Annotated in this window: 16 protein-coding genes; 2 read left to right on the forward strand and 14 right to left on the reverse strand. The window is 42.7% G+C overall.

Annotated features, from left to right (window positions below; genetic code table 11):
* Positions 1–315: 315 nt before the first annotated feature.
* Positions 316–807 (forward strand): cation:proton antiporter regulatory subunit, encoded by a 492-nt coding sequence (locus tag NQ117_RS11320; protein ID WP_258278038.1) that lies wholly within the window; start codon positions 316–318, stop codon positions 805–807.
* Between the two features lie 2 nt (positions 808–809).
* Positions 810–2,036 (forward strand): cation:proton antiporter, encoded by a 1,227-nt coding sequence (locus NQ117_RS11325; protein ID WP_258278039.1) that lies wholly within the window; start codon positions 810–812, stop codon positions 2,034–2,036.
* Between the two features lie 84 nt (positions 2,037–2,120).
* On the opposite strand, the gene NQ117_RS11330 is transcribed toward NQ117_RS11325, so the two are convergent.
* The 14 genes from NQ117_RS11330 to NQ117_RS11395 all read right to left on the reverse strand — a co-directional run bounded on the left by NQ117_RS11330 (position 2,121) and on the right by NQ117_RS11395 (position 17,535).
* A complete protein-coding gene (locus NQ117_RS11330; protein WP_258278040.1) occupies positions 2,121–4,034 on the reverse strand; it encodes a stalk domain-containing protein in 1,914 nt (637 codons plus the stop codon).
* A 172-nt stretch (positions 4,035–4,206) separates the two neighbouring features.
* Entirely contained in the window at positions 4,207–5,139 is a 933-nt protein-coding gene (gene rarD / locus NQ117_RS11335; RefSeq protein WP_258278041.1) for an EamA family transporter RarD, read from the reverse strand.
* 163 nt (positions 5,140–5,302) lie between these two features.
* Positions 5,303–6,613: an MFS transporter gene (locus NQ117_RS11340; RefSeq protein WP_258278042.1), complete on the reverse strand. Its 1,311-nt coding sequence runs from the start codon at positions 6,611–6,613 to the stop codon at positions 5,303–5,305.
* A gap of 40 nt (positions 6,614–6,653) precedes the next feature.
* Entirely contained in the window at positions 6,654–7,421 is a 768-nt protein-coding gene (locus NQ117_RS11345; protein WP_258278043.1) for an ABC transporter ATP-binding protein, read from the reverse strand.
* Between the two features lie 11 nt (positions 7,422–7,432).
* Positions 7,433–9,772, reverse strand: coding sequence for an ABC transporter permease (locus NQ117_RS11350; protein ID WP_258278044.1), 2,340 nt, complete (start codon positions 9,770–9,772; stop codon positions 7,433–7,435).
* A gap of 36 nt (positions 9,773–9,808) precedes the next feature.
* The gene (locus tag NQ117_RS11355; protein ID WP_258278045.1) at positions 9,809–10,552 is read right to left on the reverse strand and encodes a thioesterase II family protein; all 744 of its coding nucleotides are present in this window, start codon (positions 10,550–10,552) and stop codon (positions 9,809–9,811) included.
* Between the two features lie 204 nt (positions 10,553–10,756).
* On the reverse strand, positions 10,757–11,596 hold the full coding sequence (locus tag NQ117_RS11360) for a hypothetical protein (protein ID WP_258278046.1): 840 nt from the start codon (positions 11,594–11,596) through the stop codon (positions 10,757–10,759).
* Positions 11,593–11,856: an acyl carrier protein gene (locus NQ117_RS11365; RefSeq protein ID WP_258278047.1), complete on the reverse strand. Its 264-nt coding sequence runs from the start codon at positions 11,854–11,856 to the stop codon at positions 11,593–11,595. The genes NQ117_RS11360 and NQ117_RS11365 overlap by 4 nt, the downstream gene beginning before the upstream one ends.
* A gap of 24 nt (positions 11,857–11,880) precedes the next feature.
* A complete protein-coding gene (locus NQ117_RS11370) occupies positions 11,881–12,918 on the reverse strand; it encodes an HAD-IIIC family phosphatase (RefSeq protein ID WP_258278048.1) in 1,038 nt (345 codons plus the stop codon).
* A gap of 38 nt (positions 12,919–12,956) precedes the next feature.
* Positions 12,957–13,808 carry a 3-hydroxyacyl-CoA dehydrogenase family protein gene (locus NQ117_RS11375; protein ID WP_258278049.1) on the reverse strand — a complete coding sequence of 284 codons (852 nt, stop codon included), beginning with the start codon at positions 13,806–13,808 and terminating at the stop codon, positions 12,957–12,959.
* Between the two features lie 33 nt (positions 13,809–13,841).
* The gene (locus NQ117_RS11380) at positions 13,842–15,176 is read right to left on the reverse strand and encodes an aspartate aminotransferase family protein (RefSeq protein WP_258278050.1); all 1,335 of its coding nucleotides are present in this window, start codon (positions 15,174–15,176) and stop codon (positions 13,842–13,844) included.
* Positions 15,176–16,135: an ACP S-malonyltransferase gene (locus tag NQ117_RS11385; RefSeq protein ID WP_258278051.1), complete on the reverse strand. Its 960-nt coding sequence runs from the start codon at positions 16,133–16,135 to the stop codon at positions 15,176–15,178. The genes NQ117_RS11380 and NQ117_RS11385 overlap by 1 nt, the downstream gene beginning before the upstream one ends.
* Positions 16,132–17,283 carry an acyl-CoA dehydrogenase family protein gene (locus tag NQ117_RS11390; protein WP_258278052.1) on the reverse strand — a complete coding sequence of 384 codons (1,152 nt, stop codon included), beginning with the start codon at positions 17,281–17,283 and terminating at the stop codon, positions 16,132–16,134. The genes NQ117_RS11385 and NQ117_RS11390 overlap by 4 nt, the downstream gene beginning before the upstream one ends.
* On the reverse strand, positions 17,284–17,535 hold the full coding sequence (locus NQ117_RS11395; protein WP_144986392.1) for an acyl carrier protein: 252 nt from the start codon (positions 17,533–17,535) through the stop codon (positions 17,284–17,286). It abuts the gene before it with no gap.

A 17,535-nucleotide genomic window follows, 5' to 3' on the forward strand; every position in this document is an offset into this window, starting at 1 on the left:
ACCCAAATTATGCGTGAGACCAATTCAGAATGCGCCTTCTCCTTTCGTCCTTCCCTATTCTATTTATACGATTGCTCAACTACCAAATATTACTTATCTACTTTCGAATTTCTATTAAACTCCCCTTCCTACACCCCTATCAATCTATTTCTACTAATAAATGCACTCTCTTTCATCACTAAACCTATTTAAAGCATCGCAGACGAATTTTGATATGAAGTTTGAATCCCCCTACATTAAATGTTTATCTCGCGCCTAGAATAGGTTATAATGTTTATGGTAATATCATTTTTTTCGACAGGAGGTTTAAAACGGGTGAACATTAGAGAAACGGATCTACCAGGAATCGGCAGAAAGTACCAAATGGAAACCAGAAGTGGGGATAAGTTTGTCGTCATTATTCATGATGATGGGCGCCGCGAATTGTATCATTTTGATTACGATGATCCAGATGAGAGCATTTCCATGGTTTCGCTCGAAGATGAAGAAGCTCGCCAAATGGCAGCGATTATCGGGGGCATGACGTACAAACCGAAAGCGCTAGAGACGATCGAAGTTGCACTTGATGATTTGATAATTGAGTGGTATCGTATCGAGCCTCATGCGACTTGCATCGGTAAATCAATCGGCGAAACTAACGTTCGTCAATCGACTGGAACGACGATTATTGCAGCAATTGAGAAAGAAACGAAACATATTAATCCTGGTCCTGAATACGTCTTCAAAGCTGACACAATGCTTGTTATTGCTGGGGAACGCAAGCAGATGAAAGCCCTTAAAGCTATGTTACAGAACGGGAGTCGGTAATTATGGATCACCTGGTTCTTGAAGTTGGACTAGCCATCATTCTCATTGCCCTAGCAGGTTTATTGGCTACCAAGATTCGCTTCTCCGTCATTCCTTTCTATATTTTAGTCGGTATGGCTGTAGGGCCTCATGCTCCACAACTCGGTGTGCTTGATTTTAGATTTATAGAAAGCGCAGAGACGATTCACTTTTTGGGTCGATTAGGTGTACTATTTTTACTTTTCTATTTAGGATTAGAATTCTCTGTCGGACGACTGATCAAGTCAGGGAAATCAATTGCGGTCGGCGGAACGATCTACATTGCTATTAACTTTACGCTCGGACTTGCGTTTGGCTTTCTTGCCGGGTTCCCATTTGCTGAGACAATGGTTCTGGCGGGAATCACGACGATATCATCCAGTGCAATCGTAGCGAAAGTACTTGTAGATTTGAAACGGACGGCCAACCCAGAAACAGAAATGATACTCGGTATCATTATGTATGAGGATATTTTCCTTGCGGTTTATCTCTCTGTCCTCTCTGGTCTTGTTCTAAGCGATGAATCTTCCTTAGTGGGAGTATTGCTCTCTGCTTCTTATGCACTTGGATTTATGCTTCTATTCCTTGTTGCAGGCAGAAAAGCTGCGCCGCTGTTGAACAAATTATTGGATATTAGATCTAACGAGCTATTTATCCTTCTCATTTTCGGATTATTGTTCTTTGTAGCTGGATTAGGGGAAACGATTCATGTAGCTGAGGCGATTGGTGCATTGCTGTTCGGTCTTGTACTGGCAGAAACAACGCATATGAAGCGTATTGAGCACATGATTCTACCGTTCCGTGATTTCTTCGGGGCATTGTTCTTCTTCAGCTTCGGTCTAACCATTGATCCTAGCTCATTAGGTGGAGCAGTAGGACTTACGCTTGGTGCAGTTGCACTTACGTTGTTCGGTAACTTCCTTGCAGGCATGCTCGCAGGAAAAAGTGCTGGATTGTCTAGAAAAGCTTCTGCTAATATCGGACTAACGATCGTGTCACGTGGTGAGTTTTCAATCATCGTTGCGAATATTGGTATTGCGGCTTCCTTAAGCCCTAAAATCCAACCATTTGCCGCCTTATATGTACTAATCTTGGCCGTTCTCGGACCGCTCCTAACGAAAGAATCCAAATTAATCTATAAAGGATTAAATGCGATCTTCCGCTGGGAAAAACCAAAAGCAGCTAAAGAACGAAGTACATCCAAGAGTTAATACAGTACTATAGGATAGACAGAGGGTGTCCCAAGGGCCATGTTAAATGACTTTTGGGACACCCCCTTTTCGTTTTTGCTGTGGTTATTGATACATGCCTGTTACTTTTCCATTTGTAAAGGTAATAATGCTAAGGCTTGAACCACTTCCATATCCCCAAGATTCTACCGTAAGGTTGCCGCTTGTAATATAGGAGGTATGTTTTGGTTTTCCCCAAGACATGAGTACCTGCTCCTTGGTCATCCCTGTAGCTACTCTTTCTTTCTTAATTTTTTCCCATATCGATTTAGACCATTTATAACGTTTATATGGATCATAGTTCAATAGTTGAGTTTGATCGCTGAACAACCACGTTACTTCGCTAGCACTCATTGGATAACTCGTAAGCGTTTTGCCATTAGCATGCTTGAACACGACCGTATAGAACGTGTCCTTTGGAACGATGTCCGTCACGGTTAGTTTATTAAAACGCTCCCAACCTTGGAAATGATTAATCCAATAGCTCTTACCAATATATTTGGCCAAATCACCTTGTTTAGCTCGCTTTTGGACCTTAGCCGTTTCATCAGATTGAACGATCATTTTCGCGGAGCCAAATTTTATAATAGCCTGCTTTAATTGATTGTCCCATGAAATAGTCGCCTGCAAAATATGCTTCAGCAGCTCTGCAGGGAAAACCGTTGTACCACCAGCCGTTTGCACAACGCCTTTCATGGTGTATGCCTTACCATCAACTGTTGCAATTTTACTACCCGATTGCAGCTTGATTTTTTTGGAACCTAGTTGAATATGATGTTCCTTCGTACTAGGAACGGAAGTTACTTTACCTCCAATAGTTTGGAACACGGATTTTAGTGGAAGGTAGACAACACCGTCTTTTTGGATCGCTTTTTGCAGCGGCTCATCTAGACTCACTGAAATTTTCGCTTGGCTGCTCAACCCATTTGCCGTTATTTTTACACCTGTTTCGCCAACAGCACGAGCTTTAAATTTATTGTCAGGAATCCTCTCGATCAGCTGTGGTTGATCGATAACAAGTTCATCATTCTTTGGATATCGCTTATGTGTATAACCATTCGTATATTGTTCTTCTACTGCAATTAAAAATTGATCACCTACATTGGGTGTCGGTCTTGTAACGATCAGCTTAATACTTTTCATTTCAGGTACTTTCATTTTCTGTATGCCCTCTTCACTAAAAACATTCCAAGAGCCATCTTTTTGCTGGAAGTAAATACGATTGTCTGAATCGGAACTAGACATCTTCACGATATCTTTGAGATCATGAATTTGCTTCATTTCAAATTTATTCGTACGATCTGATACCCAGACCGTGCCGTCTTTTTTCGTAATTAACAGTTGTTGGGGCTCATACCATTGTACGTTGACTGCATCCGTCGTGACGGTTAACGGTTCTTTTTGAAAAGGAGCATAATGCGTGACAGTTCCCTCTTTATCCACCACTATAGTATCATATGTGTTGACATGTACGGATACCGCATTTGGTACATTTGCAATCAACTCAGGTCTGCCCGACCCCTGTTTCGTATAGATATCACCACTATGTGATAATGCAGCAAGCATACCATCACGTGCATCCAGCAGCCTAATGTTGGACAGCCCCGCAACTTCCTCGTCATGATTCCAGACCGTACCGTCTTTCTTGAGCCAATAGCCATACTTGCTCAGTTGGGCAACTTCCTTCATATATGGAAGCTCTTTTGACTTTCCAATATATTCCCAACTAACCACTTTCCCTCCAGCAGTTAACCCCCATCCCCCCATGTCTGTTTCTTCAATGGAGACGAGGTTAAACTGATTCCGTCGTGCACCGTCAAAATCCTTTCTCCACAAAGCTCCATCATCCAACAAAAATGTGTCGCTATCAATGACAGATACAATCTTCGGTTTACTTGCTGGCGAACTTGCCGAAACGATTCCTGCCGTGCAGAGCGCCAATAGAAGCGCGACGACAGATAGACTAAGCAATCTCTTCATTTACACATCTCCCCTATTTGTATGTACATAGACAACTTCCAGATTATATCAGACGATGTCACATCAAAGTAGGATAATATTAGAAACAAAAGAAAGGAGAGGATAAATTCCCTCTCCTTTTTAAATGGATTTTCTTTTTTATTTGAAACACTATTGAAGAATGACTATGTGGCTACTTCTTATGAACAGCAAGCTGCGGTTCTTGCTTTCTTCGAAGCAACAGTTCTTTCGATCGAGAGTATGTAAATAAAAGAAGCGCTAACCAGATCATCATAAACGCTAACAATTGCGGAGTGCTAAATGGTTCATTGAATAGAAACAGCCCTAGTCCAAGCATAATTGTCGGTGCAATATACTGGAGGAACCCGACCAAAGTAAACGATATACGCTTCGTTCCCGCAGCGAACAACAACAAGGGAACAGCCGTTACTGCGCCAGCGCCGATTAGTAGAAATATCGTCGTTACATCTCTGTCCCAAAACGATGGTGAGCTTTCGAAACCGAACAAGAAGACAAGCGCAATCGGCACCATAATCAGCGTTTCAATCGTTAATCCTGCCCAAGCACTAATTGGGACTGTCTTTTTCATAAGACCATAAAAGCTGAAAGTGGCAGCAAGTATTAAAGCCGCCCATGGGAAGTATCCATAGTACAGCACGAGTCCCAGAACCCCTACTCCCGCGATAGCAACAGATAACCACTCCAGCTTCTTCAGTCGCTCTTTTAAGAAAATAGTAGCAAGAAAAATGTTAAAGAGCGGATTCATGTAATAGCCTAAACTCGCTTCAATAACCCGATCACTTTCCACCGCAAAAATATAAACAAGCCAGTTTACACTAATCACGACAGCAGCAAGAATGATTCGAATGGCCATCTTTTTATCGGTAAACACTTGTTTGATTTCCTCGATGACTATCTTCAACTTACCAAGCAGCAGAAGAACCACGATCATAAACAATAGCGACCAAATAATACGATGTGCTAACACTTCTCCTGCGGGAACGGAGCCGATTGCCTTCCAATAGATCGGAAGGACACCCCACAAGATATAAGATACTACAGCTGCCAGCACGCCTACAGCATACGGGTTATGTTTTGTTTCCATGCCACGCCTCCACTCTATCCAATTCTTTATCTAATTTTGTATATTACTATATCAAAATTTATATATAAAATGGTGGAGAAATTATATTTTTATACCAACTAAATAGGAAAAGACCTGCCGGCATAGACGCTAGCGGGTCTTCTCTGTTTATGAAGCATACAACTTACATACTGTGATTCGAAACATCATGATTGACATCTAGCTCGCGGATTGACTTGATTCTAGACGTAATTACCGCGATGATAACCACGAATATGCCAGAAATAATAAATAGCAAGCCGATTCCTCGGCCAGGACCGGTACCAATATATTGGCCTACCGTTGAAGCGAGCAATCCTCCTTCTTGCAATAATGGGTTAAACACACGGTCAGCCAGTAAACCAGCTAGGCTGTACGCGATGACAAAACCAAGCTGTGAGAGGATACCAATAATGCCCCATACCCTGCCTTGCTTCTCATTATCGATATTTCTCCGCACAAGCACATCTGCACTCGTATTAATAAAGGGCAATGCCGATAAAAACACGAATCCCGCCGCGATCAAAAAGTAAATATTCGTGGTTACACCGTGCAAAGAGAAGGCAACACCAGCAACAACCAACCCTATGACCAACATCGGTACGTACTGTTTTGTTACTTTGAATAGACCAATTACGATGCTGCCAAGCAGCATTCCGATGGCACTTACTGATAGGAATGTACCAAGCGTCTGCGCATCGGCAAAGGAAAGAATCATTGGTCCAATCAACGTCTGCAGGAAGCCAAGATAAAACGTAATAATCGATACGATGACTACTAGTAGTAGTACACCTTTATTAGAAGTTACTTCATGCCAGCCATCTGCTAGCTCTTGCATAAAGGATTGAGATGCAGATTGTTTGGAAGCAACCTGCATCCCTCGCTTAACGACTATTACCGCGATGACTGCAACGAGGAAAGTAGCAATATTAATAACGAGAACGGTACTAATCGTCGTAATGCTTAATAAGAAACCTGCAAGAATCGGAGAAAATAAAAATTTTGCCGATTCGGCCAGCTGCAGCAATCCGCTTCCCTTCGAATATTCCTCCTCCGTAAGCAAATCGGTGGCAGATGCCTTGTAGGCTGGGCTCTGTAGTGCTGTAAATATAGCACTTACCGTAACGCCAACATAGATACTCCAAAGTGCAATGTTGCCGTTTAAGATCAGCATTAGCAAGATGAAGACGAGTCCTGCCGCTGCGCCTAAATCTCCGATAATCATCATCAAGCGTCGATCAAACCGATCCGCCAGCACACCACCGATTGGCCGTAACAAGATATTAGGCAGGAACGAGCATAAGGAAACAATTGCGACGCTGGTTGCCGTATTTGTCTGTTCAAATGCATATACGCCCAGAGAAAAAGCAGTCAAACCAGCACCTATGGAAGCAATTAGCTGACCCATCCATACGATAAGAAATTTATTGAATGACTTGTTCTGTACGCTTTCCATATGTAGCCCCTTTCGTCGATCCGACCTTTGAATGACACATTTAGAAGCCCATCTCCATTAGCCAGTGCGCTAATTTATTTTCTCTCGCTTTGATATCCTCCCCCGTTCTTGAATACTTGCCAAGACGCTGTTCTGCTACGATATTTCCATCCAGCATGAACAGAATGCGCTCACTTTTCGCTGCTACCTTCACATCATGCGTAACAAGAAGGATCGTCGTTCCTTCGTCGTTGATATCCGCTAAAATATCCATAATTTCCGACGCTGACTTGGAATTCAATGCCCCAGTCGGTTCATCGCCGAATACAATTTCCGGCTTATTGATAAGCGCTCTACAAATGGCGACGCGCTGCAGCTGACCGCCAGATGCTTGCGTAATATCGTTGTTAGCCAGTTCGGCAATTCCTGTGCGCTTCATGAGTTGCCGCGCTCGTTCATTAACTTGCGCGCGGCTGGTGCTATTGTTCATGTAAGCAGAGAGCACGATATTGTCGATAATATTCAAGTTCTTTAACAAGTGAATATGTTGAAAAATAAAGCCCATTTTCTCCAGTCTTACATCTGCCAGCTCTTGTTCTGTAAGTGCCGAGATTTCTTGCCCATTCAGCACCACACTGCCTGATGTCATGCGATCCATACCACTGATGTTATACAGTAAAGTGGATTTTCCTGAACCAGATGGGCCCATTACACTGACAAACTCACCCTTTTCAATCGTCAGATTTACATTTTTAAGAATATGATTCTCTTGGTTATTACTGACCACAAATGTTTTACTTAATTCCTTCGACTCCAACAGAATACTCATCGTCTTCCTCCTTATTCGGCAATCAGCGAAGCTACGCTGGATTTCTTAATGGACAAAATGCTCAATAACGTTGTAATCGTAACAACGAGGATAAGAATGAGCGGGCTAAGCAAGTATGCTTTAACAGGATCAACGATGAACTCGATCTGAGACGCGCCGAAAGAGGACATCAACGTGCTGACCAACATTGGGCCTACCGTATTGGATATGATCGTGCCAAGTAAAATACCGATTATCAATACAGACAACGACATCGTCACGTATTTCACCCGAACTTCTTTCAATCCAAACCCAACGCTTCTCATAATAGCGATTTGCGCATTATCTTTGGCAATGACCATTTTAATAAATAACGAAGTAATAAGAATCGATACCAGCACCGCGATCAGCGTTGCGACCACCGTAATAAGCCTGATCTGCTCGATCGTCGTACCTAGCGTTTGGTCGATGTAACCTTTTAGATCCGTTACTTTTGCCGGATAGAATGCTTTCTCATACTCCGCCATCTTCTGCTGCATGAGCTCAGGTGATTTTAAGTCGAGACTGACGACATACCACAGTACATTATCTTTATTAAATGGCAGCAGTGCTTTTGCCGTCTTTCCGCCATTCGTTACATCCTGATAAATACCGCTGACGACCATCTTTTTCTCTTGACCATCTACGATAAAACGAAGTTCATCGCCAACATTTTTCCCCAGCCCGCTGCTGTTCGCATAGGAAAGAGCAATCTCATTTTCCTTGGTTGGCGCATTTCCTTTTACATAATCAAGTGGGAAGATCGAAAAGTCACCTGTTTCTACACTAATATTCTCCTCGACTCCCTCACTATTGATCAGTTTGAACTGACTTGTAACGAGTGGAGAGAAGCGTGAAACATCTTTATCGTTCTGGATGACTTCCAGCATATTTGAGTACCTTGCTATCATGTCATCGGACTGCCTCAAATCGATACGAATGTCACTTTGGCCAATTCCCATATATGAGGTAAAGCTTGGTGACTGAATCGTATTTAAGAAGTTGATCGGTACGATAATCATAAAGGAGCTGACTAAAAAGACTACGAGCAGCAAGCGGAACATCTTAAACCGCTGTAACACATCTTTTATACCAAGGAAGATGGGAACTGCAAGTAGCTTGCTCTTGTGCAAAGAAGGGGAGAATCGATGCATTTTCGCATCACCGATACTGCCTGAACGCAGCGCTTCAACCGTCGAAATTTTATTGAACCTGCGCAGTACCAATCTACAGAAGAAGACAACCATGAAGAAGATAACCGCAACGGCTGCAATAGAAATCGCATAGTCTACAATGCCTTTAGGCGCAGACCCGATGTACAGCAAAATATTTGCCGTGAAAAATTGGTTAAGGAATAAAGATGTGACATAACCAGCAACGGCTGCGATCGCAGCCAAGACTACATACTTCGTTAAATATATTTTTTTAATATATCGTGAGCTAATTCCTATTGCCTTCAATACACCAATTTCTCGATAATCCTCTTCAATCGTCGCAAGCAGCGTAAATCGAATACAGAGAATAGCGATAATATTAAGCAATATACTCACAAATATAATGACTGCCGCTACTGCGCCATCTGTTAGTGCATTTAAGGTTTTGAATAAGGTTAGATCAATGGCGGGGCCTTTCTTCGGCAAATTGGAAGCCTGATAAGCTTGGGAGAATTCATTGAGTGTACTAAAATCGTGGAGTTGGAATTCAATTAGGTATTCGAGTTCACCATAGTTTTGTTTGACGAAGTCGTAATCAGATGGATGGATGACGAAGCGTTTGGAGTGGATAATCGATGGGTTCATCTGCACATCTCTTACAAAATCAACAACCGTAAATACCTTTTCAAACGGTGGAGCCGATATTTTTACTTGATCACCAATCTTCATATCATTTTGCTGCTTATAATAGATCGGTACGGCAATTTCGCCTTCTGATACTTGAATCACTTTACTTTCTAGATTGAGCAGTAAGTCAAAGGATTTGTTTTGCATAACGACACTAATATCCATGACACTGTTCTTCTCAGATTCGCCTTTGTTTCCTAAAAACAAGTTGGAACCGTCAATATTGATCATCTCTACCGTTTGTTGTTCTTTCACCTGCTTGTTCGTGGATGACCACTTATCAATAGCTGATTGATCAATCTCACCCGCATGCATTTGTACAAAGTGCGGTGCCTTAGACTGGGAAAATAGGTGGGTCAATGAATTCGATAACTCAACGATCATATTGGAACCTGCGGATACGAGTACAGCAGACAGCCATATGAACAAAAACAATACGATCGTGATACTCTTTTTCCTAGCGAAATCTTTCTTCAGCATTTTCAATAACATCTTTTCTACTCCAACCCCTTTCATTTCAAAAACGTATTAATCCTCCCTGAAAACGATTTGCTCCATATGATGGGCGACTACATCCGCATTAGCTGATATAAACATATGTGAACCATTTTCAATCGGGATTACCTGTAATTCATTATCAAGATAACTCAGCCATGAAGTAATGGAGTCCACTGGAACAATGCTGTCATTCTCCCCCCAGAAATAGTAGGTAGGTATGCGGATTGGCTGTATTTCAAGCGTAGAAGCAGTCTCTAACACCCCATAATCAGCACGAATCGTAGGCAAAAAGTACTCCAAAATGTTTCTCTCGTGTATAAGCTCTTCAGGTACTCCACCATAAGAGATGAGGTGTTCAATCAGCTTATCATTCGTTAAGCTCGTATATTTGTTCATTTCATAATCATTAGGAGGATTGCAAGCAGATAGAATTAACTTCATTTGATCCAGATCATAATCCCTAGTGTTATGTAATTTCTGCGCTAGCAAGTATGCAATGATTCCACCCATGCTATGCCCAAACAGGATTGCATGCGGCTTAATAATGGTAATCAATTGTTCAAAATACAAATCTAATAAAGTATGTATATCCGCTATCGGCGCATTGGTATCTCCTCCATGTCCTGGTGGATTCACTGCCCACACTTCAACATCATCATGCAGTGCATTCGCAAATTCTTTATAAGCGTACGCATTCCCCCCCAAGTAAGGAAAACAAATTACTTGTTTCTTGCCATTTCCCGGTTTGATTAGCTGAAATAGGTTGCTTTTCATATGACCCTCCTTAACCTCCATAACCCTTCAAGGTTATTTGAAAATGATCAGTATCGTTCACCTTCCCAAACGGCCAACTGCAAGATCATGCAGAATCCCTCCAAGCAGCTTTAACATCCTGTTCAGAGGGATTAAGCATTTATGTGTATTCTACATAACGAATAAATATCCTTTTTCTTCTAACTTGTGCAAAGGTTGCTGAGCCTAGTTCGCACCTGAATTGATGAATTCTGGGAAAGTTTGAAGCTTAGGATTAACCTTCTTAGCTTTAAACACAAGATGGATAATAATCGCTGCAAGTGTGAAGTACGTAATTTGCATAATTTGTACTTGTGGGTTAAAGAAGTACAGTTGAATTTGGCTGCCTGTAGCTGCAAGCCAAAAGGCAACGAGGTAGAACAGAAGGTTTCCTTTTGTCGCATTGAAAATGTAGCTTATAAATACAACAAAGACCATCAGTTGTATGACGTAGTATATATACGAAGTTGACGTTCCAAACGAAGAAATAACATAGCCTGGCAGAACCCATAGTCCGAAGGAGAATCCTGTCAAAAGGCCGCTAACAATATTGCTCTTAAATTTCGTTTGCAAAGCTGGTAGCAAAAATCCAATCCATCCCAGCACACCGCCAATTAATCCTGTTTCCTTAATCAAGTTAAATAGAGCAGCACCGATCATTTCTGGTACAGTAAACGTAATTTCAGGAACTGGAATTCCGAACAATTTTGAACCAAAGTGCATCGTTGCTGCGAACATGAAGAATACCACAATAATAATAGGAAACCAGAACAAATCCTGCTTTCTTGGGATGAACTTCGCTAGCACTCCTTTCACTGCACTGCCGCCGCCCACCATATAATAAGCAATCAAGCCAGCAATCGAAGGGGAATACAGCGTCACGATGGTGATCGGATGCATTAAGGTAAGCTCCCCTGTAATCGGAACTATTACATCAGGAAAAAATAGATAAACAATTGTCACTCCATAAGAAGCACCAAAAGCTATAGCCAAGTAAACGAATAAATACTTATTAATATTAATCACGATATCGCTCCTTTACTCGCAAGTTTGTTATCAATCAAGGCAACCAAATTATTGACCGTACTGAAATTCTTCAAATCCAACTCATCATTTTCAATCGTAAGATCAAATTTCTGCTCTACAAAATCCACAAGCTTCATCGCAAAGAGCGAGTTGACAAATCGCAATTCAAAGTAGTTGTCATCATCTGAAAGGGTCACATCGTCATTATCCAATGAGATGTTCGCGCCAATAAAGGTTCTTATTTCTGTGCGATAATCCATAGTATCCTCCCTTACAAATACGTTCTAAGCATGACAGCGAACGTCTATATAATCTGGATAACTCATAATCTTTTCTAGGTCATGCTCGAACACATAATTCCCTTGGTCGTCTGATGACTGCTCCCTGAATCCTGAGAACCGAAAGCTAACATTCATCATCCGATTCCTTCCTGTGTCTCGGAAGTCTGCCAACAGTTTTTTGCTCTGCTTCTTCGCTTCGTTCATAATGTAGCTGAGCAGCACGGTGCCTACTCCCCTAGAGATGACTCGACATGACATGAGCATCATCTCAAGTCTCCAATGGTCGGCATTCTGTTCGATTAAGGCTAAGCCTATCTTCCCATATGAACCGTACTTATCTTCCAACTCACACACGAGTAAATGATGGGCATCAGATTGTCTGAATTGATCCAATTCCTCGTAGCTGAACGTCTTGCCAGTAGCATTCAATTGATTCGTTCTTACCGTCAGCTCTTCAGCCCGCTTCAAGTCTTCTTGTCCTGCAGATGCAATCGAAAACTTCATATTTAGCGATGCTAAAAATTGCTCAGACGGTCCACGATATTCCGTTTCTGCCTGCTTGCGCATGATGTCATCTTGATACATTTTTCGTCTGCGTTTTGAGTCAATCGTAATGAACCTTGGATTCAACCTTGGATTATCCAATAAGGATTCATACAAGTTCGAGTTCACACAATCCACCGTTTTATGAGTATTTTTCACCTCCTCCAACTCAAACTCCTGATCATCTACAAACAGAATGCTGTCCATCCCGATGTTAATATTTTTTTGAATTTGCTCTATCGAGTAGGACTTGGCATTCCAATGGATCTCAGGGTAAATAAAATAATGACTAAGACCGTACTCTTTCAACTTTGCCATCGCTAGATCATGATCATTTTTGCTCGCAATGGATTGGAGAATGCCCCGTTTATCCAATATGTCTATAATCTCGACAATGCCAGGCTTGAGCGACACATCATTGGACTCGATCAGCACTCCATCCCAGATCGTATGATCTAAATCCCACACGACGCATTTTACTTCTACTTGTTTTCCCATTAGCACCCCTCTTTTCTAATAGTGAGTGTGAACATCCTCTAATAGGCGTAAAATCCTTTACCGCTTTTGCGACCTAGATGCCCTGCATCGACCATCTTTTTCAGCAGCGGACTGCATCTATATTTAGAATCTTGGTAGCTGTCATACAACACTTCCAACGAATCAACAACTGTATCCAATCCGATAAGGTCCGCTGTTTCTAATGGACCCATTTTATGATTGAATCCTAGCTTAATAATGCTATCTACTTGCTCAGGAGTAGCAATTCCATCTTGCACGATAAGGGCAGCTTCGTTCATAAATAAGTGGGAGAGTCGATTCGAAACGAACCCTGGGAAATCTTCAATAATGATCGCCTTTTTGCGCAATGTCTTTAAAAAGGCGACGATGTCATCCTTCGTCTGTTCAGAGGTGTGATAGCCCTTAATAACTTCAACCATTTCTTTTAGGGGGACTGGATTCATTAGGTGGATGCCGATGGCTCTGGATGGATCAGGCAAATAGGATGCAAGCTTCGTAATAGAAATACAACTTGTATTGAGTGCGAACAATGCACCCGGCTTGCATATTCCTGCTAACACTTGGTACTCCGATGTTTTGCTTTCTACATGTTCACTTATGTTTTCTATGACAATATCCGCATGTTCAATCCCCTTATAGTCCAACTGAAAAGAGATTCGCTCCAAGATCGAATGGAGGCTTTCCTCCCCATATGCCTTATTGAACATGCACGCAGAACGGTATTCCTTTTTGATGAGATTAGGAGCTTGTTCGATTGCAGCAGTGGAAATATCCTTGAGAATGACGTTATAACCATATCGAGCAGCATCTAGCGCTGTAGCACAACCCATAACTCCAGCGCCAATAATCGCAATGGTTTGGTGTTGCATGCTTGTAATCTCCATTCAGATTAATTTATCGTTTCAAATCGTTTCAAATACTTCATCAAAGATTTCTTTCGTCTCCACGAACGCTTTACCAATTCGTTCACGTAAGAAAGAAATATCTTCTGTGCTGATCGATATGTTAGGGTACAATCTTGAAACCGTAGATACGAGAATGCCGTGCTTCGCTAGATTAGTATGGAGCATAATATCGAGGGACATGATGTCAAACGTATAATCAGACGTATTTCTAAGAACCTCGTTGCAGCAGTGATAGGACGCGCAAGCAGTAGGACCTTGAATAACGAAAGGTAGTCCAACAGCCGCCGCCTCCGCTTTCATCAGCTCGTGAATGTGAAGCATGTTGTTGTTCATATTCGTTAAAGCTTCGCCATTGTTGCGGCTCAAAATTTCAAGTGTTGCTTTCACCGCCGCCGTTCCCAGCGGATAACCGTTAAATGTACCTGCATGGATTACCTTTTTATCTACCAGCAGCTGCATGATTTCCTTCTTGCCCACAAGCGCAGCAACAGGTACCCCGCCACCGGCAATCGCCTTACCCAGCGTCGTCAGGTCTGGCTTCACGTCGAAATACGTTTGTGCACCGCCTAGTCCCATGCGGACCCCTGTAATGATTTCATCAAAAATGAGCACGACATGGTGTTTATCACACAACTGTCTCACTTTTTGCAGATAGCCCTCTGCTGGCATAACGCCTCCGCCATTCACACAAACTGGCTCTGTAATGATAGCGGCAATCTCGTCCCCTTTTTGCAGCAGCAGTTCTTCTAATGCTTCCGCATCATTCCAAGGGATAAGATAAGATTGGCTCTCTAATGCATCTTTCGCTCGACCAGCCGTACCTTTCAAATCACCGAAATACTCGGACGGAATCGGAGCATCGCCTTTCTTCTGCACCTTTCCACCCATAATATTGTCGGCATTGCCATGATAATGGCCCTCGAAGCGAACAAAGCGATTCTTTCCTGTCCATGCACGCGCTAATCGCAGCGCATTCTGAACAATCTCCGTGCCAGACACGCCGAAGCGAATCATTTCCGCAGAAGGAACATACTTACTAATCAGCTCTAATGCTTCTGCATCGAGATCGCAATGGCTAACAGAAAGCACGCGATCGATCATTTCTTTTAAACTCTCACTGTACTCCTCATTCCCATGCCCAATAATAAGGGAGCCAAATCTAGCATAGAAGTCCAAATACTCATTGCCATTCATATCCCACAATCTGCTGTTACGAGCCTTTACAAAGTGAATGGGCGTCTCTTCCCATGGCATATGGAAATTATAATGCACGCCGCCTGGCAACTTTTCTTTTACACGCTGGTTATACAGCTGCATGTTGCTTAACGCCATTACGCGAGCGCCTCCTTTTTCAATAAGCTCAGGATTTGTATCCGATCTTCTTCATCATCAAAGGAGAAGCAAGCAGGTAGTACTGAGTTCTCCTTCACGAGATGCTTCGTAATTTGCTGTGGCCCAATATCGATGAATGATTTCACTCCTACATCGTTCATCTTGGTGAGCACTTGGTTCCACTTCACAGGTAAAATGAGCTGATTGCTTAAAATCGTTGGAATCGAATCGGAAGGCTCAATGACTTTGCCTGTTACGGTAGACCACACATCCAACTTCGTTTGTGCAAAAGTAACAGAAGCTAGTGCCTCTTCCAGCTCTGGCTTCAAATAAGCCATTAGCGCACTATGGTAAGGTGCATCCGCCTTCATCGGCATCATACGGAAGGGGATAAAATCTCCTCCCAGCTTGCTTACTTCCTCATCCAACTTTCGAAGTGCCATCTGATTACCAGCTACGATAAATTGATTCGGCGAATTATAGCCGGATATGGCTACATAATCATTGCCTTGAATCGACTCAATGATGCTGTCCAGCACCTCTTCTTTCATATCTACAACAATACCGGCTCTGCCCTTATTTTCTTGAATGACACGCTGCATAATTGCGCCTCTCTTCCTTGCATAAGAGACACCGTCAGCAAAGGTTACAGCTTCAGCAGCAATAAGCGCAGATATTTCCCCTAAACTATGGCCAGCCATACAATACGGTGCTGCTCCTACTTGTTCCTGGAATACTCGAAACAGGGCATAGCTTGCAGCAACTACTGCTGGCTGTGCATGGTCAGATTGAGTCAATTCTTGCAAATTGCCGTTAAGAATGAGCGAGCGAATATCCATGTTCAGCGCATGATTTGCTTCTTCAAAAACGTCAGCCGCAATCCGGTATTGCTCTATGAGATCTTTGCACATGCCGATATACTGGCTTCCTTGACCTGGGAACAACAGCGCATATCTCATCGTTTTTTACTCCTCTTGTAATACTGTCTTAAACCATAATGAGAAATGATTTCCTGCTGCATCTGGGAGGAGCCTTCAATAATTTCTAGCACTTTCGCTTCGCGGTACAATCGTTCTACCGGATACTGATTCGTAAATCCGTTCGCACCATGTACTTGCAAGGCATCGTTCGTTACATCTACGGCTACTTTTGAGGTGAAATACTTAGCCATCGTCGTTTCCATCGTCGCATCACTGTCTTTGGCCTTGCGCAATTCGCCTGCCCGCAAACACAACGCTCTCGCGGCATGCACCTTCGTCACACTATCTCCAATCATGCCTCGAATCAGCTGAAAATCACTCAATTTCTGATCGAATTGAATCCGATTCCGAGCGTAGGTCACCATTGCTTCGACTGCCTCTTGCGCAATGCCAACTCCTGCCCATGCAATGCTGTAACGTCCATTATCCAGTGCAGTAGAAACGATATACTCAAAGCCAAAATTCACCTTCCCCAATACATTTTCTTTTGGCACCTCGACGCTCTCCAGATGAATTTCCGCAAGGTAAGTCGCACGTCCCGCCATCAATCCTTCGATTCGTTTCGTCGTGACGCCTGGGAAGGAACGCTCTACGATAAAAGCAGTGCTCTTGCCTTGATTCGATGCAATAACAATAAATACATCAGCAATGTCGCCGAACGTAATCCATTTCTTGACGCCATCCAGCACATAGTGGTCAACTTCTTCTCGCCACACCGTCTTAATGCTTTTCGCATCCGAGCCTACATCAGGCTCAGACAAGCCAAACGCTCCAATCACTTCCCCGCTTGCTAATTTAGGAAGCCACTTGTCTTTCTGCGCCTCTGTTCCAAATCGCAGCAGCGTCTCACTTACTAGCGAAGTGTGTACGGTAATTAAGCTTCTCGTAGCAGAACAAGCCTTGCCAATCACTTCCGTAAACTGACCATACGAGACTGGATCCAATCCTAGGCCGCCATATTGATAAGGAAGAGGAGCGGCTAAGTAACCTTTAGCCGCCATTTTGCGAATAAGCTCCAACGGTATCCCTGACTGTTCCTCGAATTGATTCACATAGGGACGAATTTCGTCATTCACAAACTGCTCCACTTCCTGAATGACATTCTGTTGTATCGTCTCCGTACTCATCTAGACCACCTTCTCACTCATGCATTCATGCAAATATCCAGAGAATTCGGCAATCGTTTTGTACTCGAACAGCGCAACAGGGCTAATGTCGATATCCAGCTTTTTTCTAGCACGATTAATAATTTTCAGCGCCTGGATCGAAGAAACACCAATTTTCAGAAAGTTTACGTCCTCATCAATTTCACTATGATCTTGCTCTAGCACTGCAGCGATCTCCATTTTAAGAAATAGAATAATGTCGTCTTTCGTCAT

Source organism: Paenibacillus sp. SC116, assembly GCF_024733555.1.
In the GTDB taxonomy this organism is placed as follows: Bacteria; Bacillota; Bacilli; order Paenibacillales; family Paenibacillaceae; genus Paenibacillus_B.